Source organism: Candidatus Binatia bacterium, from assembly GCA_023150935.1.
GTDB lineage: Bacteria > Desulfobacterota > Binatia > HRBIN30 > HRBIN30 > JAKLJW01.
In genome coordinates this window covers 1-26,794 of sequence record JAKLJW010000056.1, presented here as the reverse complement: position 1 = coordinate 26,794, position 26,794 = coordinate 1, and the positions used below count along the sequence as shown (strand labels likewise).

Here is a 26,794-nt window from a genome sequence, read left to right as displayed (position 1 = left end):
CCAGAAGAAGGCGCTACTCGGGACGAACGGGAAGGCACTGCCGCTCCATGGCCTGAAGATTTCTTCGCACCGTGCGCAGACTTTCGGCGATAGTAGTTCAGCGCGCCAGCGCCGCCACGACCGCGTCGACGATCGCGTCCGCCTTGGCCCGCATCTCGTCGTCGGTGGCGTCCTGAATCGGATGCGGGACGATGATGCGTCGGACCTCGGGCAGGCCGAGGGCCTCGGCCTGGGCGGTGGCGGCCTGCTCGAACTCGCTGGAGGCGATGAACACCGCCGGCCGGCGGTTGCTCTCGAACCAGATCGTGTCGTGCACACTGCACGACGTACACGACCCTCAATCGGCGAGGGCTTCGATGACGAAGCCGCACTCCTCGGCAATCTGGCGGCGCAGGTCGGCCGGCGCCGGTTTGGTGAAGGTCGGTTTGCGATAGTGCTTGAAAGCCACGCCTGGCAGGCGCGCCGTCAGCCGTTTCTCCAGTTGGTCGATGAGCACGTCGCCGCGCGCCTTGGCGATATCGAGCAGCGCCACCGTGCCGGCGATCGCGTCGGGGCGGTCGGTCAGCGATCGCCGTACCGGAACGCGTTCGTCGGTTGGATCGAGGATTTGCATCGTGCCTCCTTCGGCGGTTTGGTCTCGGGGCCGGCTAGAGGGTCCCGGTTGCCGGCTGACCGCCGGCCACCGGCCACCGGCAGCTAACGACCCGTCGTATCTATCTTCCGGCTCACCATCACCGATCCCATCGGGCCGCTCAGCCAGGGTTGCAGGAAGGCGCCGAACTTCCCGGCCTCGCCGCCGGCGACCACGATCGTGATGGCCTCCGCACTCATGAACTTGGCCAGGGGCATGTCGGGCGGCAGGTTGTCGGCAAACGCGGCGGGAATGCCCTCGGCACACTCCGCGTCGCCACGCCAGGCGGCGGCTGGCCGCGTGGTAACTTCGAGGATGCGCTCGCGGATGCGTCGCTTGGTCCACCCGTCGCGCGCGAACGTATCGACATGTTCGGGCGGTACGACGACGACGATCTCCCCGTGGAAGCAAAGATTGGGATGAGTCACGGCGGCCAGCGTGCGGCCGTAGCTCGTGGCCAGCGAACGTCCGTCGCGCGACAGTTGGTCGATGAACCCGGTGGGGGCGCCGCCGGCGTATACGGTCACGACGCTGTCGTCGCGGGCGAAGCCGCGCTCGACGTGCAGCGGGTCCCACGGGCTGCGCTCCTCCCACTCCGCAAAGCAGCAGGTGAACTTGCCGGGGTGGCCGATGGTGGCACGGTCAACCTCGCCGGGCCGCCCGCCACCGACGTTGCGGATTACCAACTGAACGGCGCGTCCGATCGTGGCGTTGGCGCGGTTGCCCTGGCCGAGGACGTTGCCCCGGTAGTTCATACCGATACGGTCGCGAATCGGCCCGTTTACGATCAGCACCGGGGTCGGGAAGTAGGTCGTGGCCAGGACGCCATGGATGTTGAACTCGTCGGTGCACACCGCCTCGACCGCGGCGAGCACGACGGGCAGGTACTCGGGCTTGCATCCGGCCATGACCGCGTTGATGGCGACCTTCTCGACGGTGGCGGGGGCGAGGTTCGGCGGCACGATCGCCACGACGTCCTGCGCGTCGCGGCGGGTAGCGGCGAGCATGCGCAGGACTCGTTCCGGCGTCGGCGGCACCACGGGCAGGCCGTCGGTCAGGCCCTGATCGAAGAGGAACTCGAACGGATCGTCGTGCGCCGCGATCTCGATGCGCCGGGCGCGCAACGGGCTGCCCTCGGCCTCGGCGGCCAGACGATCCGCCAGCGCCGGATCGAGGGTTCGGGAGCCGCAACCGGGGCGGCGGTCGGGGTAGGTCGTCCAGTCGATCGACGGCAAGGGCCCATGGGCCAGCGCGGCAAGGTCGGCGGTGAGCGCCTGCCAGTCGGACTTGTCGAAGCCTTCGAAGCTGCGGCGGACGGTGCCGTCGCCGTCGATCAACATGACCGTCGGCACGATCTCTACGCCGAAGGCGTACGACACGGCCAGGGCGGAGTCGTCAAGCGCTGCGCGGTTGCCGCCGCCGTGGGCTGCGAGAGCCCGCCCGCCATCGGCATCCTGGGCAATGATCCAGACGTCGGCCGGTGCGGGTACCGCCGCGGCCAGCGCGTCGACCAACGGGAGCGAGGTGACGCACGTCGGGCAGTCGGCCTTCATGAAGGCGAGGAGCGTAAGACGCCCCGACGGGAAGCGGCGCCGGTGGCCGGCGGTGTCGGTCAGTGTGAAGGCAGGTAGATTGGGCACGGCTTCTCCAGGTGCTTCAGACGGTGACGTAGATCCCGGGCGGGATGCGTTGCGGCCGGCCGGCGGCATCGAGTACGGCGTGCAGGGTGCTCGCGGAGGCGATCGCCACGCCGTCGGCGCGGTCGATGGCGTACGTCACCGTCAGGGTGACGCGCTTCACCTCGGTGATGGCGGCGCGAAGGATCAATTCGTCGTCGTAGCGTGCCGACCGCAGGTAACGGCAGTTGGCTTCGACGACTGCGAGAAACAGACCGCGGGCAATGTAATCCGGGAAGGCATGGCCGATCTGTCGAAACAGTTCGGCCCGGCCGATCTCCAGCAGGCGGAAATAAGCGGCGAAATACATCGCCTGCATGAGATCGCAGTCGCCGAATATGACGCGGTAACGAGCGACCTCGGGCAGCGAGACTGCGGTCTGCGGCTTCATGGGACGGTTCATTCATGGCACAGGCCGCGGCCGAATGCAGCCCGGGCGGGAAAGCGGAGGACGGGAATTCGGAGTCCTCGCGCCGTTGTGGCGTCGGGGCATTGGGCGTCGATCCCTGCTACGGTTAAAGCCATGATCGTCATCGTCTACGGACACGGAGGTTCGGGGCCGGGTCACTGGCAGCGGTGGCTCGAGGCGGAACTCGAGGGGCGCGGCGTGCCCGTTCTTTTCCCCGACCTGCCCGACGCGGAGGCGCCCCGCAAGGACGCCTGGGTAGCCGCGCTGGCAGAGGCGTTGATGTCGGTGCGGGACCGGCCGGTCACCGTGGTGGCGCACTCGCTGGGCTGTTGGGCGCTCGATCACCTGCTTGCGGAGCGCGGACCCTGCGGGGTGACGGCGGCGCTCCTCGTGGTGCCGCCGTCGCCATATCTCCTGTTCGAGCCGGCGGAAACCTTCTTCCCGCCACCGCTGCGGGTGGAGGCGTGGGAGTCGCTGGCAGACCGGAGCCTGCTCGTCGGCAGCGATGACGATCCTTTCACCAGTCCGGAGGAGCTGGAAGAGATCGCCCGCGCGATCGGGGTGGGGCACCGGATTTTGAAGGGACACGGTCACATAAACCTCGAATCCGGACACGGTCCGTGGCCGTTTGCGCTCGAGTGGCTGAGAAGCGCCGGCGCACTCGATGGGCGGTGAGCGGGTGGCTCGTTCGGTCTCCAGGCCCGCGCGTTGGTTGGCCAAGAGTCGGCGTCGGGTTCCGTCGTTTTCGCCAACGGCGCGGAGCGGGTCACCCCGGCGGCGCTCGCCGGGCGCGGTATCATCTGGTACCGTGTCGGCGGTGACCATACTTGTGGGAGGGGCGGCGTGATTCTCGCGGGCGATCTGGGCGGGACGAAGGTACTGCTGGCACTGTTCGACGTAGCCGACGGACGCTTGCGTCCGGTACGCGATGCGGCTTTCTCCAGTCAGCACTATGCAACGTTCGACGCGTTGCTGGCCGAGTTTCTCGGCGCAAGCGCTTCGGTGAAGGTGTCGGCCGCCTGTTTTGCGGCTGCCGGCCCGGTGGTGGATGGCGTCCTGCGAACAACCAACCTGCCGTGGGTGCTCGCGGAACCGGCGCTGTCGGAGCGATTGGGAACGCAACGTGTGCGCTTGCTCAACGATTTGCAGGGCACCGCCTATGGTGTCATCGAGTTGCCGGCGGCCGACCTTTGCGCGTTGCAGGGTGCCGGCCGTCCGCGCCGCAACGGCAACATCGCCGTGGTGGCCGCCGGGACGGGACTGGGCGAGGCCATGCTGATCTGGGATGGAGCGCGGTACCTGGCGGTCGCCTCCGAAGGCGGCCACACGGATTTCGCGCCGCGCAACGATCGCGAGATTGCGCTCTTGCGCTACCTGCGCGAGCAGGGCGAGGAGCACGTCAGCTACGAGCGGGTGTTGTCCGGACCCGGGCTCCACAACATCTACAACTTCCTGCGCGACTCCGGATTCGCCCCCGAGCCCGCGGCGCTGGCGCAGGAGCTGCAAAGCGGCGATCCGAGTGCGACCGTCGCCCGGCACGCACTGGCCGGGGACGATCCGTTGTGTGTGGCGGCGCTGGATACCTTCTGCGCCATATATGGGGCGGAAGCGGGTAATCTGGCCTTGAAGTGTCTCGCCGTAGAAGTGGCGGTGGCCGGCGGCATAGCACCGAAGATTTTGCCGGCCTTGCAGTCTGGAGGGTTCATGGCGAGTTTCGTCGGGAAGGGGCGGTTTGCGGATCGCATGCGCGGTATCGGCGTCAATATCGTCTTGAATCCACGGGCGGCCCTGCTCGGTGCGGCGCACTGCGCCATGCGGCTGTGACGGTCATGACGGCGAGACGCATTACAGACGGATTCGTTGCGAGCTTGATGACCGACCCGCTGCCGGCGTCCTCCGCCTCGTTGGCCCTCGAGGTCCCGCTCGGGGGCAACGGCGGCCACGCGTTGGAGGGTGGATGCGAGGGGGCGGCGGGGACTGCCGTGACCGAGGCCGCGCACGTCAGCGGCGCCTTCGATCTGCGCAATCCGGAACTCTACCTGAACCGCGAGCTCACGTGGTTGAACTTCAATCGCCGGGTGTTGCACGAGGCCGACGATCAACGGGTGCCGCTGCTCGAGCGGTTGAAGTTCCTGGCCATTGTCGGTTCGAACCTCGACGAGTTCTTCATGAAACGTATCGGCGGCCTCAAGCAGCAGGTTGCCGCCGGTATTCTGCAGCGCACCGTCGACGGGCGTACGCCGCAGCAACAGATCACCGAGTGCCTCGCTCTGGTGCGGGAGATCGAAGAGGAGCAGCGCCGCCTCGTCGACCATGTGCTCGACCTGCTGGAAAGGCAGGGGATCGAGGTGGTCGGCTACGGGGCGCTGTCGCCGAGCGAGCGCGAGGCGCTCCGCGAGTACTACTTCCGCAACATCTTTCCGCTGGCGACCCCGCAGGCCATGGACCCGGCGCATCCGTTCCCGTTCGTCTCCAACCTGTCGCTGAACCTGCTGGTGACCGTGCGCTACCCCGGCGATCCCGAGGGCTCGATGGCTCGCGTCAAGGTGCCGGTGGGGGCCGGTACTCCGCGCTTCCTGCGGGTGGATGGCGCGCAGCGCTTCGTGCCGCTCGAGGACGTGATGTCGCACAACCTCGACCTGCTGTTTCCCGACCTGGAGATCGACTCGTGCGAGCTGTTCCGGGTCATCCGCAACGCCAACACGGAGCGCGACGAGGATCAGGCCGACGACCTGGTGGCAATGATCGAATCGGAACTACGCGATCGGCGCTTTGCGCCGATCGTGCGGCTCGAGGTCGAGCCGAACATGGACCCGCACCGGCGCGGCATGCTGGCTTCGGAGCTTGGTCTCGACGAGCGCGCCGACGTCGTCGAGGTGGTCGGCATGATGGCGAAGCGGGCTCTCATGGAGATCGCGACCGCCGACGTGCCGGCGCTGCGCGACCCGCCCCACCGCTGCACCGACCATCCGAAGTTGCAGGAGACCCGCAACATCTTTCACATCGTCCGCGACTCCGGGTCGTTGCTGCTGCACCATCCCTACGAGTCGTTCCCGACTTCCGTCGAACGCTTCGTGCGCGAGGCCAGCGAAGATCCCAAGGTGCGGGCCATCAAGATGACCCTGTATCGCACCTCGCGCGACTCGAAGATCCTCGAGTACCTCGTCGAGGCGGCGCGCAACGGCAAGCAGGTTGCCGTGGTCGTCGAGCTGAAGGCGCGGTTCGACGAGTCGGCTAACCTGCAGTTCGCCAGCTGGCTCGAAGAGTTCGGGGTCCACGTCACCTACGGCGTCGTTGGACTCAAGACGCATTGCAAGACCATTCTGGTGGTGCGGCAGGATTACAACGGTTTGCGCCGTTACGCGCATATCGGCACCGGCAACTACCACGCCGGCACCGCGCGGACCTACTCCGACTACGGCCTGCTGACCTGCGACGACGTGATCGGTCAGGACCTTACCGAGCTGTTCAATTATCTGACGACCGGCTATCGCCCGAAGCGCAAGTATCGCAAGTTGCTGGTGGCGCCGACGACTTTGAAAAGGGCGTTGCTGGCCCGCATCGAGCGCGAGGTGACGGTCCACTCGCCGCAGGCGCCGGGGCTTATTCAGTTCAAGATGAACGCGATGGAGGATGCCGACGTGGTCCGGGCGCTTTACCGGGCCTCGCAAGCGGGCGTACACGTCGACCTGATCGTCCGCGATTCCTGCCGTCTGCGACCGGGTATTGCCGGGCTTTCGGACAACGTGCGCGTCGTCAGCATCGTCGGCCGCTTCCTCGAGCACGGCCGTATCTATTACTTCCGCAACGGCGGTGACGAGGAGTACTACATCGGTTCTGCCGACGTGATGAAGCGCAATCTGGAGAGCCGGGTGGAGGTGGTGGTGCCGGTGGAGGACCCGGCCCTGCGGTCCGAGCTCCGGCAGGTGTTCGACGTGCAGCTTGCCGATCTCAACGGCTGGGTGATGGCCGCCGACGGTACCTATGCTCAGCAGCTTGCGTCCGGAACGCCGCGACCGAAGAGCTGCCAGCAGCTTCTCATCGATGCTGCGCACAAGCGCCAGAAGGCCGCCGGACGCTTGCGCAAGCGGCGCCCGCAAGGGTTTGCAAGGAGGATCGTCGGATGACACCGGAAGCGGTACTGAACGCGGGGGCCGCACGCCTCGTCCGCGACCCAGCCCGAGCCGCAAGCCTCGTGCGTGACGTCTTGACGAAGGCGCAGCGCCACCGCCAGGTCCTGCGCGAAGTCTCCGGGGACCTTTCCGGGCTGGCCGCGCTCGTGCGTGCTTGGGCGAGTGGCGAGTACCGGCACGTCCCGTGGCGCACCGTCGTCATGGCCGCCGGTGCGTTACTGTACTTCGCAAACCCGCTCGATCTGATTCCCGACGTCGTCCTCGTCGCCGGCTATCTCGACGATGTCACCGTCATCGGCCTGGTAGCGGCTGCCCTGCGCCGCGACCTTGACCGTTTCCGCACCTGGCAGGGTCAAGGAAGGACACCCGAGGGCGCGGGAGTGAGTACACAGCCCACTGACCACTGACCACTCAGTCTTCCCCATCCCCCGCCTGGCCCCTCAGTCCCGTAATCTCGTCAGCAGCCGATCGCGAACGTCCTCTACGCCGCCCAATCCGGAGACCTTGAAGTACTTCGGTGCGCCGGCTGCGCTGCTTTCCGACCAGGCCCGGTAATAGCCGACCAGCGGTCGGGTGTATTCGTGATAGACGCGGAGGCGTTCGCGTACGGTGGCTTCGCGGTCGTCGTCGCGTTGCACCAGCGGCTCGCCGGTGAGGTCGTCATGGTCTTCCACCTTCGGCGGATTGAAGACGACGTGGTAGACGCGACCCGACCCGGGGTGCGTACGCCGCCCGGTGACGCGCCGGATGATTTCCTCGTCCGGGACGTCGATCTGGGCCACATGCGTGATGGTTACGCCGATGTCGCGCAGCGCCTGGGCCTGGGCAATCGTCCGCGGAAAGCCGTCGAACAGGAACCCGTTGACGCAGTCGGGCTGCGCGATGCGGTCCTCGACGATGCGAATGATGATGTCGTCGGAGACCAGCCGGCCGCAATCGATGATGGCCTTGGCCTGCCGTCCGAGCGGTGTGTCGGCCTTGACAGCGGCCCGCAGCATGTCGCCGGTGGAGATCTGGGGAACGCAGAAAGCCTGCGTGATGAATGCCGCCTGCGTTCCTTTCCCGGCCCCGGGTGGCCCGAGGAGGATGACCCTCATGCCGCGTCTCCCTTTTGTCTCGCTGCTCACGCGAGCGAAACGCTTATCTAATCGTGGGGTCGCGTTCCAGTGGGGAGAGACGGTCGGGGTCCGGACTGCCCGGTGAGGAGTCGGCGGTGGGGGCGATCATGGCAGGTTCTCCTGCTTCACCTTCCACCGCTCTGCAGCCGTGCGCGACGAGCATTGCCAGCAGTGCGACGACCAGAAGGCTGCGCATGATTTGCGTCTCACTGCCGCCCGCACCCCATCACCTGATCAGACATGCCGCGGGACGGGCGAGCGGAGTGTGAAGAACAAATGATCGAGAATGCACGGTGTCACCCAAACGGTAGGGGCAGGCCTTGTGCCTGCCCCCGTGTCGGTAGACCAGGGCAACCACGAGGGTTGCCCCTCGTGCAGCCGGGGGTGCGGCAGGCGGTGTCAGGAGATCCTTGCGGTACCTCGGAATATGCGTCAGACCAGAGGCGGCGGTGCGCTGATGAATACGATCGAGGTGCGAAGTCTGCTGGCGGCCCCGCCTGTTCTGCTGATTGCGGCCGCCATCGCATGGGCGGGAGGGCAGGGAGGCACGCGGTGCGGCGGCATATCGTTGTTTGCGGTGTGCGTAATCCTGGCCTTCGCGATCAATTGGGCCGTGTTCGTACCTTCCTCGCTCTTCCGAACCGAGAAGTACTACGACCTTACTGGTAGCGTCACCTACCTGAGCCTGGTTCTGGTGGCGTTGACGTTGCGCGGTGGTCTGCCGGATCCGCGTGCGCTGGTGCTGGCCGGTCTGGTCGTGATCTGGACTCTCCGGTTGGGCAGCTACCTCTACGCGCGCATCTCGCGAGAAGGCGCCGATCGGCGCTTCGACGGGGTGAAGACGAGTGTGCCGCGGTTTTTCCTGGCGTGGACCCTGCAGGCTCTATGGGTGGTCCTGACGTTGGCGTGCGCTCTGGCGGCGATGACCTCCGCACGGACCACGCCCCTCGGCGGATTCGAGGTGCTGGGAGTCGCGGTGTGGCTGGTTGGTTTCTCCATCGAAGTCATGGCTGACCGGCAGAAGGCCCAGTTCCGCGCCGATCCGGCGAACCGAGACCGGTTCATCGAGTCGGGACTCTGGGCGTGGTCGCGACACCCCAACTACTTCGGCGAAATCGTGCTGTGGACGGGCATCGCGATCGTTGCCATGCCGGCCCTGACGGGCTGGCAACACGTCACGTTGGTATCGCCAGTCTTTGTCTACGTGCTGCTCGCTTACGTGAGCGGCGTTCCCTTGCTGGAGCAACGCGCGGAGCAACGGTGGGGAAACGAACCGCGCTACCGTGCCTACCGGGACCGGACGCCCGTCCTGTTTCCACGCCTGCGGAGGCGGTTCTGACTTACGATTTCCGCGTTTGCGCGCACGGTGCGAAGAGATCTTCAGGCCATGGAGGGGCAGTGCCTTCCCGTTCGTCCCGAGTAGCGCCTTCTTCTGGCGCGTATCGAGGGACAGGCTCGGCAGGGGCGCGCCCCTCGATACGGAGCCCAGGGGAAGGGCTCCTACTCGGGGCGAACGGGCTGGTTGTTCGCTTTGGGTTGCGGGCGAAGCACGCGCTGAGATACGGAGCGAATGCGGTCGCCGCGCGGCGATCGCCGCCCTCGGGCGCGGTGCGGCGCGCGTCCGGGAGGGCAGGGCGAAGACGCGCGCGGGTCGGAGGCGGAACGAGAGCCGTAGGCCTGGTCGCGATTCTCGCGCTGGCCAATGCAGCGCTCGGATCTCCCGCCGCCGCCTGCCGCTGTGCCCCGCAAGGGATCGACGACTACTTTCAGCGCGCCGATGTTGTCGTTCTGGCGCGGGCGGCTTCGACGCGCGCGATCGGCAGCGAGCGTCTGGAGGTTACGCTCGTGCCGTTGGACGATCCCTTCAAGGGGAGGATCGAGCCCGGCTCCCATTTTGCGACGGCCCTGACCTCGGCGGAATGCGGTATGTCGATCGAAACCGGTCACGCCTATCTGGTCTTTGCCAGCCGCCGGGAGCCCTCGGCGCCGCTGCTCTGGTTCGACACCTGCAACGGCTCACGAGCTTTCGATGCCGAGGGGAGCGGCGGGGTCGTGGGCTTCGTCGATACGCCTGCGGACAAAGTTCTCCTCCGCTTGCAGGGGCTGCGCATCGCACACGCCGTCGCTAATCCGGGGGCGGACCCGGACGGGCCGCGCTTGCCCCGGCCGGGGGATCCCGACGCGGAGATTATCGGGCTCCTGGAACTTCCCTCGGTCTTGAACCTCGACGAACCGGGGGCAGACTCTCCCCCGCCGCGCCTTCCAACCCGTCCGGTGGCGGCCCGTGCGGAGTCCGCGACCGACGCCCCGGTCGTGGCGCGAATCGCGGCGCCGCAGGACGTTCGGACCGCGGAATACACGTACGAGAGGAAGGCGGCCATCGTTCGAGAACAGCGCGCCGGATGGTATCGCATCCTGCTGCCCGGCCACCGCAGCGGGTGGGTGCGCCGCGAGGACGCCGGTGCGTTTCATCCGGTAGCCGACCTGCTGGTCAACCGCCTCGCCTATCTCAACGAACACTGGGATGGTTGGGTGTGGTCGGACCCGGGGGCGGGGTTACCGGTGCGGTCGACGGCAAAGAAGCGCGAGGGACGCCAGGAGTATGCCGTGAACGTGCTCGGTGTTCAGGACCTGGCGGGGACGCTGTGGCTCCACGTCGAGGTGCTGAGTGCGAGCCCGTGCGGGGACGGCTCCCCGACCGTGACGAATCGGGGCTGGGTCCCGGCATACACACCGGAGGGAAAGCTCGTCGCCTGGTTCTTCTCCCGCGGTTGCTGATTTCCGATTCGCGCCGATGCCGCACCGCGCGGAGAAGTCGCGCGCCTCGGGGCCCGATGTCCATCGGGCGAGCGGCGCATGTGCTTGCTGGCCATGAAAAAGCTTGACTGACCCAGTCGGTCAGTTATAAGAAGGGCCATGCCTCGCGTCCTTCCCGCCGGCCGGCTCGAGCAACTCGTCGATTGCGCCGCGCGGGTGTTCGTGGAGCAGGGGTACCGGCGCACGCAAATGGCGGATGTCGCCGACGCGCTCGGTGTCGCGAAGGGGACCCTGTACCTTTACGTCGAGAGCAAGGAGGCGTTGTTCGACTTTGTCGCCCGCTACGCCGACGCGGAACGTCCGTTTCGGAATCCGCCGGCGCTCCCGGTGCCGTCGCCGGAACCGGGGGCGACGCTCGAATACGTACGGCAACGCCTGGCCGAGAATCGGACGCTGGCGGCCTTGAGCACGGCGCTGGCGCGGCAACGCGTGACCGACGTGCGTGGCGAAGTCGAGGCCATCGTCGGCGAGATGTACGAAACGATGGCGCGTAATCGCCACGGGCTCAGGCTGCTCGACCGCGCCGCCCCGGACATGCCGGACCTGGCGGCGCTGTGGTTCGAAGGTGCGCGTGGCGGGCTGATCGCGGTCCTCGATCAGTATCTTCAGGACCGCATTCGGCGCGGTAAGATCCGCGCGGTGCCGGACACGGCCGTCGCGGCACGCCTTATCATCGAGACCGTCGTCTTCTGGGCCGTCCACCGCAAGTGGGATCCGCACCCGCAGGCAGTCGAGGAAGACGTCGCGAAGCGAACCGTCGTGCAGGTCCTCCGGGATGCGTTGGTGAAGGAGTGATCATGAACCCGATTACCGAGAGGCGCTACGACATCGACTGGCTGCGGGTCTTCGCCACCTACCTGCTGCTGCTCTTCCACGTCGGGATGGTCTTCAACCCGGCGCCCTTTTACCACATTCGCAATTCCGAGGTGTCCTTCGCCTTCCTGATCCTGTGTGGCTTCATCGGGCTATGGCACATGCCGTTGTTCTTCCTGCTCGCCGGCTGGTCGGCGTTCTCGTCGCTGTCGCTGCGGGGAACGGGCGGCTTTCTCCGCGAGCGCTTCCTTCGGTTGTTCGTGCCGCTGGTGGCGGCCTGTGTGCTGCTCATGCCGGCGATCAAGTATTTCGAGCTCGCCAGCGGCCTCGACGCGAACTACACGGGTCTCTACGTCGACCCAAAGCTGCAGGAGGGATTCCGTCAGGTCATTCCGTCCGGCCTGCCGCCGGCGCCGCCTTTCGAGGAGTCCCTCTTCGAGTTCGTTCCGACGTTCTTTACCGATCCGACGCGTTTCACCTGGGCGCACCTCTGGTTCGTCGCCTATCTGCTGACGTTCACCCTGCTGTACCTGCCGATCCTCGTCCGCATTCGCGCCCCGCGCCGGTGGTTCGAGGGGCAGGTTTCGCCGCTCTGGGTGTATGCGCCGATCGTGCCGCTGGCGCTCGTGCAGGTGACGATGCGCGAGCGCTGGCCCGGCTTGCAGAACCTCGTCGACGATTGGGCCAACTTTGCCTACTACAGTACCTATCTGCTTGCCGGCTTCCTGCTGGCGCGGTTCCCGGTCCTCGAGACGGCGTTGCATCGCGAGCGGAAGCGGGCGCTGTGGATCGGCGTAGCGGCGACGGTGATCCTCCTGCTCGGCGTGTTGAGGGTGTTCTCGTCGCCCTCGGTGATTCTCGCGCAGACGGCGATTGCGGGGTGGTGTTTTGTGATCGCTCTCCTGGGTTGGGGTCGCCAGTTGCTGTCGTTCAGGACGCCGGCTCTGGACTACCTGACCGAGTCGGCGTTTCCGGTCTACCTGCTGCATCAGGCCGCGATCGTCATCCCGGGCTACTTCCTGCTCCAGCTGCCTCTCGGTCTGTGGGCGAAGTTCGTCCTCTTGCTGGTCGTGTCCAGTTGCCTGACCCTGTCGGCCTACCACGCGCTCGTGCGGCCGTTTTCGCTGCAGCGGTTTCTGTGTGGGATGAAGCAACGAGAACGGCCCGCTCACGGGCCCGCGTCGCTCCCGTTAAAGGCCGCGGCGCCGGCGCCGTGATGGCGGTCATCGGCGCCGGGCAGCGCCACCGACGGGGCGGTGTCGGCGAGTGTCACGGCCGCCCCACCGTGCGTCCGGTGGACCGCGCATTGCGATCACTTGCTGTCGGAGTCGGATCGGGGCCGGCGCCAGCCCGCCGCGGCCAGCAGCCGCTCGACGCGGCCCCTGATCTCGTCGCGAATGGCTCGCACCTGCTCGATGGCCTGGCCTTTCGGGTCGCTCAGCGGCCAATCCTCGCGTCTCAGTCCGGGAATGTGCGGACAGGCCTCGCCGCAGCCCATCGTTACCAGCATCTGCGCCTTGCCCGCCAGTTCGTCGGTGAGACGGGTGGGCCGTGCGTCCGAAAGGTCGATGCCGACCTCGCGCATGGCGTCCACGACTTCGGGGTGAACCTCAGTTGCCGGCGCCGTCCCGGCCGAGATCGCCCGGGCCTTGCTCGTATCGGCCATGGCGTTGAACCAAGCCGCCGCCATCTGCGAGCGGCCGGCGTTGTGGACGCACGCGAAGAGAACGGTCTGCATCGCTTACTCCTCAACCACGGCCCGGTTCCGCTCCGAAGGATCGGCGCTGAAACCAGAACGCTACCTGCACGAGGGCGATCATCACCGGCACCTCCACCAGCGGTCCGATGGCGGCGGCAAAAGCGGTGCCGTGGTGGATGCCAAAGGTGGCCACCGCGACAGTCATCGCTTTCCCCTGACCGCCGCGGCCGGAGCCGCGCGCCGCGCCCGCGAGTTCGAGCCGGATTCGATGGCGAGGGCTTCGCGCAACGCCGCGAGGCGCTCCGGGACGATCCGGTAGTAAACCCAGGTGCCGCGGCGCTCGCGGTCAAGCAGGCCGGCTTCGTAGAGGACCTTCAGATGGTGACTCACCGTTGGCTGCTTGACGTCGAGGGGTTTCGTCAGGTGGCAGACGCACGCCTCGCCGGAGGGCCGAGCGGCGATGAAGTTGAGGAGCTGCAGGCGGCCCGCATCGGCGATCGCCCTGAAGCCGAGCGCAAGCTGCTCGGCGTCGGCCTTCTTCAGGCGACCCCGGAGCACCGTCGGACAAAGTGGGAGCACGGCGCTCGTTGGCGTAGCCATGTGCCTACATTGACGAGTATCGATGCACGAATCAATATCGACACGCATCGATAAGGACCGGCGGGCAGACGACGAGGGGAAACGCGGCGAGGGCGCCGGACACATCCGGGCCGAGACGGTGCCGCGAGCGAATCGACCACTTGCATCGGCCGAACCGTCATCCACGGACGGTCCATTCGAGGTCCGGTGGTCTGGGGCAGCCGGGTTCCTTCTGTCTTGCGATTTCCGAGTTTGCGCGCACGGCGCGAGGAACGTTCCGGATGATCGAGGAGCGGTGCGCCACCGTTCGTGCCGAGTAGCGCCGTCTCGACAACCCGATCGCCCTGAGTAGCCGATGTCTTCTCAATCGGCGTATCGAAGGGTTCAGGCGCGTATCGAGGCACGTCTGGTGTGACCCCTCGATACGGCCCCCGGAACAAACGTGTCCTACTCGGGGCGAACGGGAAGTTGCGGACATTGGGTTGAGGGCGCCAGCCCGCGCTGTGCAGATGTACTCGTCCGCGAACGGCGGTGGTCGGTACCGCTGGCTCGGCGGCGCTCCGCTGTCGTCGTCCCACCGCCGCTGCTGCCCGCGGTAGGTCAGGCGAACAGCGCGCCGAACAATGCCCCGAGCACGAGGACGGCATTGGCGATGAAGCTGATGGCGAAGCCCGGGCCGCGCTTGTCGGCGGCGGCGATGTAGCCGCGCGCGTAGAGGGCGCGGCCGACGATGAAGACCAGCCCGAGCAGCGTTGCCAGGGAGGCGCTGGCGTACTGCGCGAACAGGAACAGCGCCGGCACGAAGACGACCAGCTGCTCGACGGTGTTCTGCTGCACCCGGTAGTAGCGCTCGAAGGTCGGGTCGCCGGTCGTCGCCGGGGCGGGGACGTTGTAGGTCAGGCGCGCCCGCCCGGTCAGTAGCGAAAACACCATGTACTCGATCAGGGCGAGAAGGGCGACGACGGCGACAGAACTCATACTTGGTCTCCTTGGGCTAAGCGTGGTGGGTCGAACGTAGCGTTGGTTGTGTCACGGAAGCGCGGCTAAGACCACCTCGTCTCCCGCATCGCGGCCCCGCCCCACGCCGCCGCACGCAAGGCCCTCCGAAGAACCGCGACGCGGCCAGGCACCAGCTCAACCGCCGCCGACCTCGTCCACCGTAGCCTCCTGATCGCCGGTCGGTCCTCCGTAGCGCCGCCGCTTCGCCGCACACCGGATATGCCCGGGCGATCGCGTTTGATTCGGGAACGATGTAGCCCTCGGTGTCAGGTCGGTGATCCAGGTGTCAGCCAACGGTGCCGCACTTACCACTCCGCGCGAAAAGCCCGAGATCATGCTCTTGCTGCGCGAGAATCCACGGAAACATCAACACGGCCCGCTCGAAAACCGGCGGGCATGCGGGTATCTTCACTGGCGAGCCGAGGAGGTGACGATGTTTGACCGAGTGACGTTTGATCCGAAAATCATGGGAGGGCGGGCCTGCATTCGCGGCATGCGGGTTCCAGTTTCCGTGATCGTCAACCAGATCGCGCATGGCGCGTCCTTCGACGACATTCTCGTCGGCTACCCCGACCTGCAACGAGAAGACATCCAACAGGCCATCGAGTACGCGGCGTGGTTGGCGCAGGAGCGTGTGGAGAACGCGTAGAGGGCCGTGCGCATCCTGGTGGACATGAGCGTCGATATCCGTGTCGCGGATTGGCTGCGTAGTCAGGGCCACGATGCCGTCCATTTGCGCGACCAAGGGTTACACCGCATGCCGAACGGCGAGATCTTCGCGAAGGCTCTGTCGGAAGACCGAATTGTAGTGACCTCGGATCTCGACTTCGGCGAGATCGCAGCAGCGCTCAAGGACACATCCGGCAAGGTCGTGCTTCTCCGACTGCAAAACAGTCGGCCCGCAAACGTCATCCGTCGCCTGGACAGCGTCTTGCCACGCGTCGAGCTGGATCTCGCCGCCGGCGCCGTGGTCATCGTAGAGGAATCTCGGCACCGGGTGAGGCCCTTGCCTATCGGAAGAACGCCGAAAGCCTAGAGCCATGCGATGAAGGGACGAAGCAAGAAGTCGAACCGGACGGGCAGCGGCCGCCGGAAAAGGCGTGCACGCCCGCCGAAGGGCGATCCAGCCGCCGCTCCCATCTGGGACGTCGCGCAAGCGCTGGACCTATGCAAGGAACGAGTACCTTTCGGGTGAGATTACCGCGCACCGCATCGACGTCCCGGCGCTCGGGCTAACTCCGCTGCGCCTCGAAGACCACGGCGTGTGGGACCCCGACGAGGAGTATTGGTGCGAAGAGGGCGAGCCTCTCCCGGAGTGGGCCTTGCCCGTCATCGCGCGCGGCCCGCGTCGCGAGTACGAAATGGAGCAGGTGCTGCCCGGCGACGACTCGGACGATCCCGATGGCGACCCGATCTTTCAATCGAATGACTTGAAGGACCGAGGTTACTTCGCCGGCGCTCAGAAGATGCTGATGCAGTTGCTCGACACCGACCTGCGCTGCATGAGCGGCTACGGCCTCTGCCTCTGGCGTCTCGGTAAGATGACCGAGGCCGCTGGCGTGTTCGAGCGCACGCTCTGGCTCAACCCGTCGGACAACCAGGGCGAGTGTTTCAATCTTCACTGGAGCCGCGCAGGACGCGCATGGGAACGCGACTGAGTCCAGGTAGATGCGCTGGGCCAGAGCACGTGGAAGGCGAAATTCGACGCGTCTCCTTGCAAAGGCCATTTGCAGCTCAAAATCGTCGCGCTAAGCGCGAAATCGGCTTATTTTCACGGCGCTTCTGTCGGCTTTCCCGGAGGTTGCGCTGGTCAGACCAGGCGGGATGCGCCTCAAGCCCTGAGATGCCAGCGCTCCCTGGCGCATCTCAGCGCAAGATCAGCCACTTGCGCGATCGCGTCCGCTGGCGAGCGCTGCCAAGCACCAGCGATTTAGGCCCCGGGGGCCTAAGTTCAGAGTGAGGGAGTTTTGAACCGATAAGGAGGAGCAAGAGATGGCAAGACGACAGGAGGAAATTCTCCGTCAGATCCGCGACGAGGCCAAGCACCAGCTGCGCGGATTCCCCCGCGAGCTCAAGCACCAACTCCGCGGCTTCGGCAGCGAGGCCAACTACCAGCTCAACCGCGGCTGGGACGAGGAGTTCGCGAGACAGATTTTCGGGACATCGAAGCGACGTCGAGGATGAAGCTGCCCAAGGGCGTTGTTGAGCAGCCCGGCCCCCGACCTTGGCGAGTGTTTGGATTCCGAATAGGTGGTGCGTCGCCTTCTGGCACCCTTCGAGATATCAGACTGCTTGCGAAGACTTCGCAATTTTGCGAAGATCTATCGAGGTCGTTGGTTGCCAGGAGTTGAGGTCATTTTCTTCCGTGAGGAGGATGGAACAATTCCCTTCGTCGACTGGTTGGCGGCGCTTCCTTCCGCGGCGCGCGCGAAGTGCCTGGTTCGCCTCGATCGCCTCGGAGAGCTTGGGCACGAGCTGCGGCGCCCGGAGGCCGACTACCTCGCCGACGGCATCTACGAGCTGCGTGCCAAGCATGCCGGCGTGAATTATCGAATGCTGTACTTCTTTCATGGGCGCACGGCCGCGATTGCTTCGCACGGCATGGTGAAACAACAGGCAGCGGTCCCGCCAAAGGACATCGAGAAAGCCGCCCGTCGGAAGGTTCAGTTCAACGCCAATCCGCGGCGACATACCTTCGTTCCACCGGAGGACTAAACCCATGGCCAAAAAGAAGAGCACTTCCGCCGCTCTCAACTACGTCCACCGTCGGTTCTTCGCTGGACAACCAGAGCGGTTGGCGGAGCTCGAGGAAGCCCGTGCCAGCGCCGAGGTCGCCCGTCAGGTTTACGAGCTGCGAACCAAGGCGAAGCTCACCCAGAAGCAGCTCGCCGACCGCGTTGGCACGACGGCCTCGGTCATCTCGCGTCTCGAAGACGACGACTATGATGGCCACTCCTTGGCGATGCTGCGTCGCATCGCCACCGCGCTCAACAAGCGAGTCGAGATCCGCTTCGTTCCATTGAAGAGCCGGGCGGCTTGAGGACACCCAGACGCGGCTTGCTGATTAAATCCGTTATAGGGTACTATTCACCCTGTTATGGCTAGCAGGCGCACTCAAAACGCTGCCCTTCTGTTCCAAGAGCATCCCGTTCTCACGCTGGATCTCTGGGAACGTCAGCTCGGCGGGCCGAACTCGAGAGCGCGCGCCGTCGAGCAGGCGAAGTACTATGCCGAGGTCGGCCGACTCCGTCGGCTGGCACGCGGGCTCTACGCGGTCACTCCGATAGGCACCGACCCTCGCACGTTCCTACCCGACCCATATCTCGTCGCCGCTGCGCTACGACCCGATGCCATTCTGTCTTATCACAGTGCCCTGGACCTGCTCGGACACGCGCACAGCGTCTTTCACCAGTTCCCCTACTTCACGGCGCACCCGCGGCGCACGCTGCGCATCGACGGAATGGAGTGGCCCGCGGTTCCGCATCCGGCCCCATTAGTCCGCAAGCGGCGCACCGGGTTCGGCGTTGTGGATCTCGATCGGCGCGGACGAACGCTCCGGCTGACCGGCCCTGAACGCACGCTCGTCGACGGCTTCGCCGCACCCTGGTGGGTGGGCGGCCTCGACGAGCTCGTCGAGTCTGCCGCCGGATTCCGCGATCTCGATCTCGACCTGCTCGACGCGTATCTCAAGCTCTTCGATCGGCGCGTGCTGGACGCGGCGACCGGATGGTTTCTCGAACGGCACCCGGAGGTGAGCACGGGAGTCAGCCGACTTCTGGCGAGGCTCGAGAAGCGCAAGCCGCAACAGCCGCTGTACCTCGGGGGCCGTCGCGCCGGCGGCCAATTGCAACGGCGCTGGAATATCCTCGTGCCACCACACCTGGCGAACAGGTCGTTCGAGGGAAGCTCTTGATAATCGCAAGCGCGGAAAGCCTACGAATTCAGCGCCAATGGCCGGCGTTGCTGTGGAAGCTGCAGAATGCCCGACTTCATGCGAGACGAAAGATGGAAAGGAATGGTCCAGCGTGATGACCGCGCCGCTGAACCTCATCGTCGCGAGCTTGAAACAGACGGCCGCGCGCTGCCTGCTTTTCGACCCTCCTTCGCTAAAGCTTCGGAGGGTCACCCTGCGCGCCACGGGACTGTGGCGCGTCGTTCCTGGCGAGATCCTTACCGTACAGCCGCGCAAGCGCTGGACCTATGCAAAGAACGAGTACCTTTCGGGTGAGATTACCGCGCACCACATCGACGTCCCGGCGCTCGGGCTGACCCCGCTACGCCTCGAAGACCACGGCGTGTGGGACCCCGACGAGGAGTATTGGTGCGAAGAGGGCGAGCCTCTCCCGGAGTGGGCCTTGCCCATCATCGCGCGCGGCCCGCGGCGCGAGTACGAGATGGAGCAGGTGCTGCCCGGCGACGATCCGGACGATCCCGACGGCGACCCGATCATTCAATCGAATGATCTGAAGGATCGAGGTGACTTCACCGGCGCCCAAAAGCTGCTGATGCAGTTACTCGACGCCGACCTGCGCTGTCTCGACGCCCATGCCCATCTTGGCAACCTCGTGTTCGATCGCCGGCCGGAGGACGCGATCAAGCACTACGAGATCGGCATGCGCATCGGTGAGTTGTCGCTGGGCGCCAACTTCGACGGCGCACTGTCATGGGGCTGGATCGACAACCGGTCCTTCCTGCGCTGCATGAGCGGCTACGGCCCCTGCGTCTGGCGTCTCGGCAAGATGACCGAGGCCGCCGCGATCTTCGAGCGCATGCTCTGGCTCAACCCTTCGGACAACCAGGGCGGGCGCTTCAATCTTCACTGGATCCGCGCAGGACGCGCGTGGAACGCGACTGACGGTTTATGTCGGTGCCTGATCTGCGGCCACTTGCGCCGTATGGGCACCTAGCCCCGCTGCCGGTCGACGGTGCTTCCGTTCTCCGCGTTGCGGCCTCGCGTTACGGCCGGCATTTCGGCACCGAAATAGTCGCCGCAAGCTCGGATTCGGCGCTCACCTGCGACCATTCGTGAATGGAGTCCACTTGTCGGGTTCCGCGCCGGTCACATCAGGAAGGGGACGCGACCCGGAAGCCCAGGGCGACGGCGGCTTGTGCCATTCGCCTGTCGTAGGTCACCAGGGCCGTAAGCTCGGGGGCGATGAGGTTGGCGGCAGCGAGGTGGATTGCATCGAGAGAGCGCATCTCCAACGGCTCCAGCATGCCGGCGGCATCGAGAAGCGCATCGCCGAGTTGGAGTAGTTGCAGGGTTTGGAGCAACGCCCGGGCCCTCTCGAGCGCGGCAGCACCGTGCCGGCGGGTGGCGCGAAGGACCTCGGTGCGCACCAGACTGCACGAAACACGTTCGCCGTGCTCGCGTTTGAGAAAACGCAGCAATGCGCCCGACTCTTTCTCCGCCACGACGAGTTTGAGCAGGGCCGAAGAATCCAGATACAGCATCAGCGTTCGCGTGCCCGCATTCTCGCCAGGGTGACCGACGGCAGCTCGACGCCCCGTCGTGGCTTCAGGGGTGGACCCAGGTCGAGCAGGTCGCCTGTTCCCCGCCTGAGCCTGCCGGATGCTTCCAACTGATCGAGCAGGGTGCCACCCACCGGCACTAACTTCGCAACCGGCCGGCCCCGCACGGTCACTTCGATGGTCTCGCCGCGACGGACTCGATCCACGGTGTCGGCCGCATTCTGCTGGAGCTGCCTGACTCCGATGCTCTCCATGTGCGGCAAGGTAGCATACAGCAGGTGCCGCCCCAAGGCTCCGCTACTGCCTTCTCGCGGTTCCGACCCTCGGCTGAAACGACGCTTCGCGTGATCGCCGGCGCTGGTGAATTCTGAGCGCGGTTGCCCTCAGGCAGGGGGCTTGCGGGCACGGACAGGTCAGGCTGTGGAGCCGGTCCGGGCTTTGGTCCGCAGATGACGCAGATGACGGCAGAGGAGGGGTGCCTGGGATTGAATGAGGATACTGGTTAAGCCATGTTTAGTAGAATGGGCCGGGGAGGTGATCGGAGGACCTATGCGATCATAGGGGCCGCAATCGAAGTGCATCGGCAACTTGGTCACGGATTCTTGGAGGCGGTTTACCAGGAGGCGCTTGCGATCGAGTTCGAGAGCCGAGCCGTCCCGTTCGAAAGGGAGACGGAAGTGCCGGTCGGGTACAAGGGAGCGCGGCTACGCTGCTCCTATCGCGTCGACTTCGTGTGCTTTGGCGAGGTCATCGTCGGGATCAAGGCGCTGCGGCAGCTCGGCCGCTCGGAAGAGGCCCAGACCAGCAACTACCTCAAGGCGACAGGCTTCCAAACCGGCCTTCTGCTGAACTTCGGCGCGCCACGCCTCGAATACAAACGCTTCGTCTTCACCGGTGACATCCCGCATCTGCGTCCATCTGCGCCATCTGCGGATTGACCGGGCGGCCTGGCGGTTCATCGAGTTATTCACCGCCAACATCCGCAACCCGAACACGCGTCGGGCGTACGCGCGAGCCGTCGGCGATTTCTTCCCCTGGTGCGAACAGCGCCGCGTCCGCGACGTCGCGCAGATCAGTCCGACGCTCGTCGCCGCGTACGTCGAGCACCGCAGCCGCATGCACGCCAAGCCGACCGTCAAGCAGGAGCTCGCCGCCATCCGGATGCTCTTCGACTGGCTCGTCATCGGCAATGTGCTCAACGCGAGCCCCGCGCATGCCGTCCGCGGGCCGAAACACGTCATCAAGCGCGGCAAGGGCTTCAGCACCCTCGCTACTTCGGTCAGCCCGGAAGCACTCTCCTAAGACTGCCATTTCTCGACGGCCAGGCCCGGGACTCGTGAAAACTCGCCGACGTTGGCGGTGACAACGGTGAGGCTGCCGGACACGGCGATAGCGGCGATTTGCAAATCGTACGGACCGACAGGCTTACCCTGGGCAGCCAGCGTTGCGCGGATCTCGCCGCAGCGCTCGGCAGCGGTATCATCGAAAGGTAGGCTGGGCAGGTCGTCGAAGAACTGGCGCAGACGATCCTGATTCTCGGCAACTCGTTGGCTCTTGCAGGCGCCGAACCACAGCTCTGCCTTGACCGGAGCGCAAAGCATCAGCGACTCCATTCCCACCTGACGGACACGGGAACCACCCCGGCGTTCTCCTTCATCAGGGCGATGCAGGCGTTGGTATCCAGCAGGTAGCGGCTCATTCCAACGACTCCCGTGCGGTGTCTTCGCCGAGATCAGAGTCGTCGATGTCGTCGGGGAAGTCGTCGCTCAGCGCGTTGGCGTGACGCGCGATGAACTCCTCGGTGGAGGATGGGGACGGGGCGGGAACGGGAGGCGCCGCAATCCCATAACGAGCCTCGAGCCAGGCGATGAAATCCAGCGCCTCACGCTGGAGCGCGGGCGGCAGGAGTCGGACGTGAGCCTGGATGGCTTCGACGAGCGTCATGCGAGTCTCCTTTCTGTTCATCGCGTGTACCTCACGTAGCCGAAGGCGCCAGATAGCACATCCCTTCGGCGACCAAGCCAGCAAGCAGGGAAAATGTCTCACCGTCATTGGCACAGAGGGCAACGCCGCGCTCACAGCCAGCCGAAAACTTCGCGACGACCTCCCGCTCATTCCCATCCGCCGTCGCGCAGCTCAACAGGCAAGGCCAGGTCTTGCCGCTGCTCGTGCGACGGTCGAACCGGGCGGCCGTTACCAGATCAAGCACGGCTATTCCTCTCGGTCGAACATGGCGGCGTCATGATTTCCCGGCTCACACGCCTGCGGGAGGGGACTTCCGAAGCGGCCCCACCGCTGGGCTGACAGGTGTCACGGACTGGTTCTGCGCGTTGGCTTTCCGCTGCAAGAATTCGGCGATGTTGTCGATCTCTAGGAAGGCGATTGATGCCTGTGGTTGTCCATGCAGGTGAAAGACCTGCCTAATGTGGGCCTCCCGGTAGGGCACGTAAGCGTTGCTGCCGCCATAAAGGCCGTTGTTCGCAACGATCACCAACTGGAACATGTGGTAGTGCAGCGCGAGCGCCATCTGATCGAACGTGTTCACATCCTTGTTCAGCCGCGCCTGATAGATATACCCCAGTCCCTGTTCGCCGGCTGAATACTTATCAGTGGTTGAGTCTGTCATCGATCCAATCGACATCTGATTGCTGGGTTACATCATTGCGCGTTCCTACACCAAGGACTGCACCAGACCAAGACGCTAGACGAGGAGAGGGTCGGTCGCTCGAGGATGGTAGGCGGCCGCTTTCTCACACGCGGGCCTTCAGTAGCTGAGAAACTTGCGAACTTCTCTGGGTTGTAGCCGCGACGATCGTAAAGCTTCGTTGTCGTGGCATCGGCATGACCGGCGGCGCGTTGCACTTCCTCGAGGCTGGCACCGTTATCAAGGGCGGGTGATGAAAGTCGCTCGCATCGAATGATCGGAGAACCCGGTGGGCAATCGAATCTGTCCGACGTACTTCGGCGCATCCTGGCGGACGGTAATCTCCGCCACGTCGGTGCGTGCGTAACCCTGACGCTCTGAGAAGCGACGACGTGAACTCATGTGCGTATCCCTGCACCAACGCTCTCCAGAATCGTCCCCACATACGTATCCTTGTCCTCGTCCTGGAATACGATGTGTCGCTCGGCCATTTCGGGCTTCTCGATGCCCCACTGCTTGCGCATCACGCGCGACGGCGTGTTCGAGACGATGAACGAGTCGAGCACGATGCTTGGGTCGCCAAGCCGCTTCTCGATCTCCTTGACGGTCTCGAAGAAGCTGATCTTGGGATCCTGTAGGCCGACGTTCCGGATGCCCTTGGGATCCACGAAGGCCACCTGCCGGCGGTCGGCTTTGAGCTGCCAGACGATGAAGTCGGGGTGGAAGTTGCCGGCCTCGAAGAACCCGACGCCACGGCCCTTGCTCATGTTGCGCAGGAGGTACAGATCGCGCTCAGCGAAGAACTCGGGGTTGTCATCGTGGAAGGCCTTCAGGTCTTCGACGAAGCGACGCTCACCCTTATTGAGGGGGGCCGGCGAGATCTCGACCACTCCGCCGTCGAGAAAGACCAGCGGCTGGTAGAGGTGCCGGCCGAACCAGACGGCCTTGATGCCGCGGAACTCCCAGGGCTTGAGGTCGCCTGCCTCGATGGCCGCCTTCAGCTCGTTGAGCTTCTCGACGATCTCCTGCTGCGACTCCTCGATCAGAATGCGATAGCCGTACTCGGGACCAGTTTCCCGGACGACGCACGGGAAGTTGGGATCGTCCTCGCCGATGTCCCGGTACTCCAGGTGTGGTAGCTCCCACTCGCGCTTCCGGAACGTGTAGTAGCGCTCGGCATACTTGCGCAGCGGGGCAAGCGCCACTTCCTGCCAGACGCGCACGCGCTCGAACGAATCGAATGCCAGCTCGGAGTCCGGGATCAGCAGCCGGTACCACGTCGTGTCCGCGAGCAGCCTGGCGATGACGGCGCGAGGCAGGTTCAGGTTGTGCCACCCGCGTTCGGCCGTGAACCGCTCCAGGTCGAAGTACAGGCGGTCGAGATCGAGGAATGCGACGTGGCGAGCGGTCAGCCACGCCTGATTCGGCGCGCCATCGTCGTCTCCGCCCGCGGCGCCCACGGATTTCATCGCCTGGATCTTCGGATACCAGTTGAGAATGACCTGGTTCTTCTGCAGGTACGCGGTGGCGGGCTCTCGCGTGGGGTCCGGGGGGCTGACGGTTGGAACCGGTCCGAGCTTGCGGAAGGCGTCGCCGAACTCGGTGCTGACGCCGTTGATCTCCCTCTTGAGGCGGATCGTCTTGAGCGGGCGCGTGCCGAGGTTCTTTATGATCGGCAGGATGAACTCGATGCGCTCGTCGTTGGTAGGCAGGCCCTCTTCTTCGAGGAAGTCGCGGAACTGCGCCATGTAGTCGGCGCGGATGCCGAAGATGTTCAGGGTCTCCAGCGTCTCGATGTGCTTCGGCCGATCCAGTCCGTCGGGCAGCGTGGCGCGTGCACTGCGCTTGAGACTTATGCCAACGCCCTTGAGCCGGACGCCGCGGCCGAAGAGCTGGATGATCTGCGCGCCCTCGCCCCGCCCCACGCGCCGCGGTGCCCTTCGTCCACCAGCACCAGGTTGTTGCCCTCGAAGGCATCCACCGCAACGGTCTTCTCGCCCATCTCCTCCTTGAGCTTGGTGACTTCCAGGATCTCCACCGCCTGTCCGGCGAACAGCCCTCGGCCGTCCTTGTTGAAGATCTCCGCCTCGATGCCGGCTTTCTCGAACTCGCGCAGGTGCTCGGCGAGCTGATCGAAGCGCTCGACGCCGAAGAGGCCGAGCAGTTACTGGTTGAGGACCAGCTTGCGGTTGAAGGGGAGCGCTGGGCGCGCGCCGGCGCCGCGGCGGCGTCTTTCGGACGGAGCCGCTCCAGAACTCGCACGAGGGCGTCCGCGCGGCATCAGGGCTTCTCCTCGCCAGGGCGACCCGCCTCGATCAGTCGTCGTTCGCGCTCGATTTCACGCGTAAGCTCGCGTTCGGTGGGTAGCACCTTCACATACTTGGCGGCGAAGATCTGGCGCGCTTCGCTCAGCACCGAGTACTTCGCGATCGCTTCGTTCTTGCGGGAACAGAGGATCAGGCCGATGGTCGGGTTGTCGCCCTCGGGCCGCGCATGGGCGTCGAACATGCGTACGTAGGAATCCATCTGGCCGAGATCCTGGTGAGTCAGCTTGCCGACCTTGAGGTCAATCAGGACAAAGCACTTGAGCAGGTAGTTGTAGAAGACGAGGTCCACGTAGAAGTCCTCGTCCTCGAAGCGCATCCGCCTCTGCCGCGCCACGAACGAGAACCCTTTCCCCAGCTCGAGCAGGAACGCCTGCAGGTTGTCGATGATGGCCTGCTCAACCCGGGACTCCCGAAGCGCCGGGTAGTCCTTCAGGTCGAGGAATTCCAGCACGTACGGGTCGCGGATGAACTGTTCCGGTTCGACGGCGGCGATCTTGTCCCGGGCTTCCTTGCGTACGGGCGCCTTCTTGCGGCTGGCCAGCAGGCGCTCGTAGTAAAGCACGGAGATCTGGCGTTCGAGCTGACGGGTGGACCAGTGCTGCTCGGCGGCTTCGTGCAGGTACCACTCACGAGCTCGAGAATCTCCGACGGCCAGCAGCAGCCGGTAGTGAGTCCAGGAAAGTTCCGGGCGAAAGACGGGGCCAGGTTCGGCACGCGGTGCGTGCCGTTTTCGAGATTTGCCGCCGGATTCGAGACGCGGTGCGTCCTGTTTCTGATCTCCAGATTCTGCACGCGGTGCGTGCAGAATCTGGAACGAAAGGTAGAACTGGCGCATGTTCCAGAGGTTTCGAACGGTGAACCCCTTGCCGAAATCGGCCGTGAGTCTTTGCGAGAGATCTTCGACCACTTCCGCTCCATAGGCCGCCCGCCGCTTGCCTCCCTGCTCGTGTTCCACGATCAGCCGCCCGACGTGCCAGTAGGCATGCACCATCGCCGTGTTCACGGCTCGGTAGGCCCCGGCGCGCGCCTCTTCGATGACTGCGCGGATCTCCCGATACAGCGGCTCCGCGGCGCGAGCGAGCGGAGCGTTGGGGGTTTTCTTCTTCGCCATCACACCCCCTCCGTCTCAAACATCAGACGGAAGAAGTCCTCCTCGATGAGGCGCACCTTCCAGGTGTCGTCAGGTGCCTTGAGGTTATCGAGGTTGTTGTCGCCGTTCACGTAGATCAGGTCGAATTCGCTATCCTTGCTGGAGTAGCCCTGCTTGGTGAACCACTCGTCAAGGATCAGGTTGTCCTGCTCTTCGGAGAGAGGGCGGCCACAGGGGGCCGCCCCTACACATGTGTGCCCACATGTCCATTCGCCGACAGCCCAGATGCTACGCCGTCTGTGTAGGGGCAGGCCCCCGTGCCTGCCCTGGCCCCCGTGCCTGCCCTGGCCCCCGTGCCTGCCCTGGCCCCCGTGCCTGCCCTGGCCC

36 protein-coding genes and 1 pseudogene are annotated in these 26,794 nt (G+C 65.3%); 18 read left to right on the top strand and 19 right to left on the bottom strand.

The genetic code is table 11. The annotated features are described in order from the left end of the window. Positions 1-97: 97 nt before the first annotated feature. The 4 genes from L6Q96_21335 to L6Q96_21320 form a co-directional block, all read right to left on the bottom strand. Positions 98-316, bottom strand: a complete 219-nt coding sequence (locus L6Q96_21335) for a hypothetical protein (GenBank protein ID MCK6557095.1) — start codon at positions 314-316, stop codon at positions 98-100. A 21-nt stretch (positions 317-337) separates the two neighbouring features. Next, entirely contained in the window at positions 338-613 is a 276-nt protein-coding gene (locus tag L6Q96_21330) for a hypothetical protein (GenBank protein MCK6557094.1), read from the bottom strand. Between the two features lie 83 nt (positions 614-696). Further along, positions 697-2,271, bottom strand: coding sequence for a TlpA family protein disulfide reductase (locus tag L6Q96_21325; protein MCK6557093.1), 1,575 nt, complete (start codon positions 2,269-2,271; stop codon positions 697-699). A 16-nt stretch (positions 2,272-2,287) separates the two neighbouring features. Next, positions 2,288-2,698, bottom strand: coding sequence for an acyl-CoA thioesterase (locus L6Q96_21320; protein MCK6557092.1), 411 nt, complete (start codon positions 2,696-2,698; stop codon positions 2,288-2,290). A 132-nt stretch (positions 2,699-2,830) separates the two neighbouring features. Here L6Q96_21320 and L6Q96_21315 point away from each other — a divergent pair, with 132 nt between their 5' ends. The 4 genes from L6Q96_21315 to L6Q96_21300 all read left to right on the top strand — a co-directional run bounded on the left by L6Q96_21315 (position 2,831) and on the right by L6Q96_21300 (position 7,256). Further along, entirely contained in the window at positions 2,831-3,391 is a 561-nt protein-coding gene (locus L6Q96_21315) for an alpha/beta hydrolase (protein MCK6557091.1), read from the top strand. A gap of 168 nt (positions 3,392-3,559) precedes the next feature. After that, a complete protein-coding gene (glk, locus tag L6Q96_21310) occupies positions 3,560-4,540 on the top strand; it encodes a glucokinase (GenBank protein ID MCK6557090.1) in 981 nt (326 codons plus the stop codon). A gap of 5 nt (positions 4,541-4,545) precedes the next feature. Further along, a complete protein-coding gene (ppk1, locus tag L6Q96_21305; GenBank protein MCK6557089.1) occupies positions 4,546-6,843 on the top strand; it encodes a polyphosphate kinase 1 in 2,298 nt (765 codons plus the stop codon). Then, positions 6,840-7,256, top strand: a complete 417-nt coding sequence (locus L6Q96_21300) for a DUF1232 domain-containing protein (GenBank protein MCK6557088.1) — start codon at positions 6,840-6,842, stop codon at positions 7,254-7,256. The genes ppk1 and L6Q96_21300 overlap by 4 nt, the downstream gene beginning before the upstream one ends. 33 nt (positions 7,257-7,289) lie before the next feature. Here L6Q96_21300 and adk read toward each other — a convergent pair whose 3' ends face one another. Then, positions 7,290-7,946: an adenylate kinase gene (gene adk, locus L6Q96_21295; protein MCK6557087.1), complete on the bottom strand. Its 657-nt coding sequence runs from the start codon at positions 7,944-7,946 to the stop codon at positions 7,290-7,292. 448 nt (positions 7,947-8,394) lie between these two features. Between adk and L6Q96_21290 the strand changes: the two genes are divergently transcribed. From L6Q96_21290 to L6Q96_21275, 4 genes are all read left to right on the top strand, one after another. Beyond that, positions 8,395-9,306, top strand: coding sequence for a DUF1295 domain-containing protein (locus L6Q96_21290; GenBank protein MCK6557086.1), 912 nt, complete (start codon positions 8,395-8,397; stop codon positions 9,304-9,306). Between the two features lie 506 nt (positions 9,307-9,812). Beyond that, a complete protein-coding gene (locus L6Q96_21285; protein MCK6557085.1) occupies positions 9,813-10,745 on the top strand; it encodes a hypothetical protein in 933 nt (310 codons plus the stop codon). A gap of 138 nt (positions 10,746-10,883) precedes the next feature. Continuing rightward, the gene (locus L6Q96_21280) at positions 10,884-11,579 is read left to right on the top strand and encodes a TetR/AcrR family transcriptional regulator (GenBank protein ID MCK6557084.1); all 696 of its coding nucleotides are present in this window, start codon (positions 10,884-10,886) and stop codon (positions 11,577-11,579) included. A 2-nt stretch (positions 11,580-11,581) separates the two neighbouring features. Continuing rightward, positions 11,582-12,814 (top strand): acyltransferase family protein, encoded by a 1,233-nt coding sequence (locus tag L6Q96_21275; GenBank protein ID MCK6557083.1) that lies wholly within the window; start codon positions 11,582-11,584, stop codon positions 12,812-12,814. A 95-nt stretch (positions 12,815-12,909) separates the two neighbouring features. Here L6Q96_21275 and L6Q96_21270 read toward each other — a convergent pair whose 3' ends face one another. From L6Q96_21270 to L6Q96_21255, 4 genes and pseudogenes are all read right to left on the bottom strand, one after another. Continuing rightward, a complete protein-coding gene (locus L6Q96_21270) occupies positions 12,910-13,335 on the bottom strand; it encodes an arsenate reductase ArsC (GenBank protein ID MCK6557082.1) in 426 nt (141 codons plus the stop codon). 10 nt (positions 13,336-13,345) lie between these two features. Then, positions 13,346-13,504, bottom strand: a pseudogene (locus L6Q96_21265) (arsenical-resistance protein). Next, complete coding sequence (locus L6Q96_21260; GenBank protein ID MCK6557081.1) at positions 13,498-13,896, bottom strand: metalloregulator ArsR/SmtB family transcription factor; 399 nt, start codon at positions 13,894-13,896, stop codon at positions 13,498-13,500. Before L6Q96_21260 ends, L6Q96_21265 begins: the two are co-directional and overlap by 7 nt. Positions 13,897-14,475: 579 nt before the next feature. Beyond that, positions 14,476-14,853 (bottom strand): MAPEG family protein, encoded by a 378-nt coding sequence (locus L6Q96_21255; GenBank protein MCK6557080.1) that lies wholly within the window; start codon positions 14,851-14,853, stop codon positions 14,476-14,478. Between the two features lie 454 nt (positions 14,854-15,307). Here L6Q96_21255 and L6Q96_21250 point away from each other — a divergent pair, with 454 nt between their 5' ends. The 8 genes from L6Q96_21250 (at position 15,308) to L6Q96_21215 (ending at position 19,781) form a co-directional block, all read left to right on the top strand. Then, a complete protein-coding gene (locus L6Q96_21250) occupies positions 15,308-15,523 on the top strand; it encodes a DUF433 domain-containing protein (GenBank protein MCK6557079.1) in 216 nt (71 codons plus the stop codon). A 6-nt stretch (positions 15,524-15,529) separates the two neighbouring features. Next, on the top strand, positions 15,530-15,910 hold the full coding sequence (locus L6Q96_21245; protein ID MCK6557078.1) for a DUF5615 family PIN-like protein: 381 nt from the start codon (positions 15,530-15,532) through the stop codon (positions 15,908-15,910). A gap of 64 nt (positions 15,911-15,974) precedes the next feature. Continuing rightward, positions 15,975-16,532: a hypothetical protein gene (locus L6Q96_21240; GenBank protein MCK6557077.1), complete on the top strand. Its 558-nt coding sequence runs from the start codon at positions 15,975-15,977 to the stop codon at positions 16,530-16,532. Between the two features lie 334 nt (positions 16,533-16,866). Continuing rightward, the gene (locus tag L6Q96_21235) at positions 16,867-17,058 is read left to right on the top strand and encodes a hypothetical protein (GenBank protein ID MCK6557076.1); all 192 of its coding nucleotides are present in this window, start codon (positions 16,867-16,869) and stop codon (positions 17,056-17,058) included. A gap of 153 nt (positions 17,059-17,211) precedes the next feature. Next, positions 17,212-17,589, top strand: a complete 378-nt coding sequence (locus L6Q96_21230; protein MCK6557075.1) for a type II toxin-antitoxin system RelE/ParE family toxin — start codon at positions 17,212-17,214, stop codon at positions 17,587-17,589. A 4-nt stretch (positions 17,590-17,593) separates the two neighbouring features. Then, positions 17,594-17,914, top strand: a complete 321-nt coding sequence (locus L6Q96_21225) for a helix-turn-helix domain-containing protein (GenBank protein ID MCK6557074.1) — start codon at positions 17,594-17,596, stop codon at positions 17,912-17,914. A 57-nt stretch (positions 17,915-17,971) separates the two neighbouring features. Further along, positions 17,972-18,787, top strand: a complete 816-nt coding sequence (locus L6Q96_21220; GenBank protein MCK6557073.1) for a hypothetical protein — start codon at positions 17,972-17,974, stop codon at positions 18,785-18,787. Between the two features lie 37 nt (positions 18,788-18,824). After that, positions 18,825-19,781 carry a hypothetical protein gene (locus L6Q96_21215; GenBank protein MCK6557072.1) on the top strand — a complete coding sequence of 319 codons (957 nt, stop codon included), beginning with the start codon at positions 18,825-18,827 and terminating at the stop codon, positions 19,779-19,781. Between the two features lie 157 nt (positions 19,782-19,938). On the opposite strand, the gene L6Q96_21210 is transcribed toward L6Q96_21215, so the two are convergent. Both L6Q96_21210 and L6Q96_21205 read right to left on the bottom strand, forming a co-directional pair. Continuing rightward, positions 19,939-20,328 carry a type II toxin-antitoxin system VapC family toxin gene (locus L6Q96_21210; GenBank protein MCK6557071.1) on the bottom strand — a complete coding sequence of 130 codons (390 nt, stop codon included), beginning with the start codon at positions 20,326-20,328 and terminating at the stop codon, positions 19,939-19,941. After that, on the bottom strand, positions 20,328-20,600 hold the full coding sequence (locus L6Q96_21205) for a type II toxin-antitoxin system prevent-host-death family antitoxin (protein ID MCK6557070.1): 273 nt from the start codon (positions 20,598-20,600) through the stop codon (positions 20,328-20,330). The genes L6Q96_21210 and L6Q96_21205 overlap by 1 nt, the downstream gene beginning before the upstream one ends. Before the next feature lie 267 nt (positions 20,601-20,867). Between L6Q96_21205 and L6Q96_21200 the strand changes: the two genes are divergently transcribed. Continuing rightward, positions 20,868-21,284, top strand: coding sequence for a GxxExxY protein (locus L6Q96_21200; protein ID MCK6557069.1), 417 nt, complete (start codon positions 20,868-20,870; stop codon positions 21,282-21,284). Beyond that, positions 21,241-21,648, top strand: a complete 408-nt coding sequence (locus L6Q96_21195; protein MCK6557068.1) for a site-specific integrase — start codon at positions 21,241-21,243, stop codon at positions 21,646-21,648. The genes L6Q96_21200 and L6Q96_21195 overlap by 44 nt, the downstream gene beginning before the upstream one ends. On the opposite strand, the gene L6Q96_21190 is transcribed toward L6Q96_21195, so the two are convergent. From L6Q96_21190 to L6Q96_21155, 8 genes are all read right to left on the bottom strand, one after another. Further along, positions 21,645-21,947: a PIN domain-containing protein gene (locus tag L6Q96_21190; protein MCK6557067.1), complete on the bottom strand. Its 303-nt coding sequence runs from the start codon at positions 21,945-21,947 to the stop codon at positions 21,645-21,647. The two genes, L6Q96_21195 and L6Q96_21190, sit on opposite strands and share 4 nt — an antisense overlap. Positions 21,948-22,041: 94 nt before the next feature. Beyond that, entirely contained in the window at positions 22,042-22,290 is a 249-nt protein-coding gene (locus tag L6Q96_21185; GenBank protein MCK6557066.1) for a DUF2281 domain-containing protein, read from the bottom strand. A 31-nt stretch (positions 22,291-22,321) separates the two neighbouring features. After that, complete coding sequence (locus tag L6Q96_21180; protein MCK6557065.1) at positions 22,322-22,555, bottom strand: hypothetical protein; 234 nt, start codon at positions 22,553-22,555, stop codon at positions 22,322-22,324. 45 nt (positions 22,556-22,600) lie between these two features. Further along, the gene (locus tag L6Q96_21175) at positions 22,601-22,972 is read right to left on the bottom strand and encodes a hypothetical protein (GenBank protein ID MCK6557064.1); all 372 of its coding nucleotides are present in this window, start codon (positions 22,970-22,972) and stop codon (positions 22,601-22,603) included. A 258-nt stretch (positions 22,973-23,230) separates the two neighbouring features. Continuing rightward, entirely contained in the window at positions 23,231-23,392 is a 162-nt protein-coding gene (locus L6Q96_21170) for a hypothetical protein (protein MCK6557063.1), read from the bottom strand. Beyond that, the gene (locus L6Q96_21165) at positions 23,389-24,915 is read right to left on the bottom strand and encodes a hypothetical protein (GenBank protein ID MCK6557062.1); all 1,527 of its coding nucleotides are present in this window, start codon (positions 24,913-24,915) and stop codon (positions 23,389-23,391) included. Before L6Q96_21165 ends, L6Q96_21170 begins: the two co-directional genes overlap by 4 nt. A 355-nt stretch (positions 24,916-25,270) precedes the next feature. Beyond that, positions 25,271-26,428 (bottom strand): PDDEXK nuclease domain-containing protein, encoded by a 1,158-nt coding sequence (locus L6Q96_21160; protein MCK6557061.1) that lies wholly within the window; start codon positions 26,426-26,428, stop codon positions 25,271-25,273. Further along, positions 26,428-26,794 (bottom strand): hypothetical protein (locus L6Q96_21155; GenBank protein MCK6557060.1); only part of this gene is annotated, 367 nt, incomplete at its 5' end. The genes L6Q96_21155 and L6Q96_21160, both read right to left, overlap by 1 nt.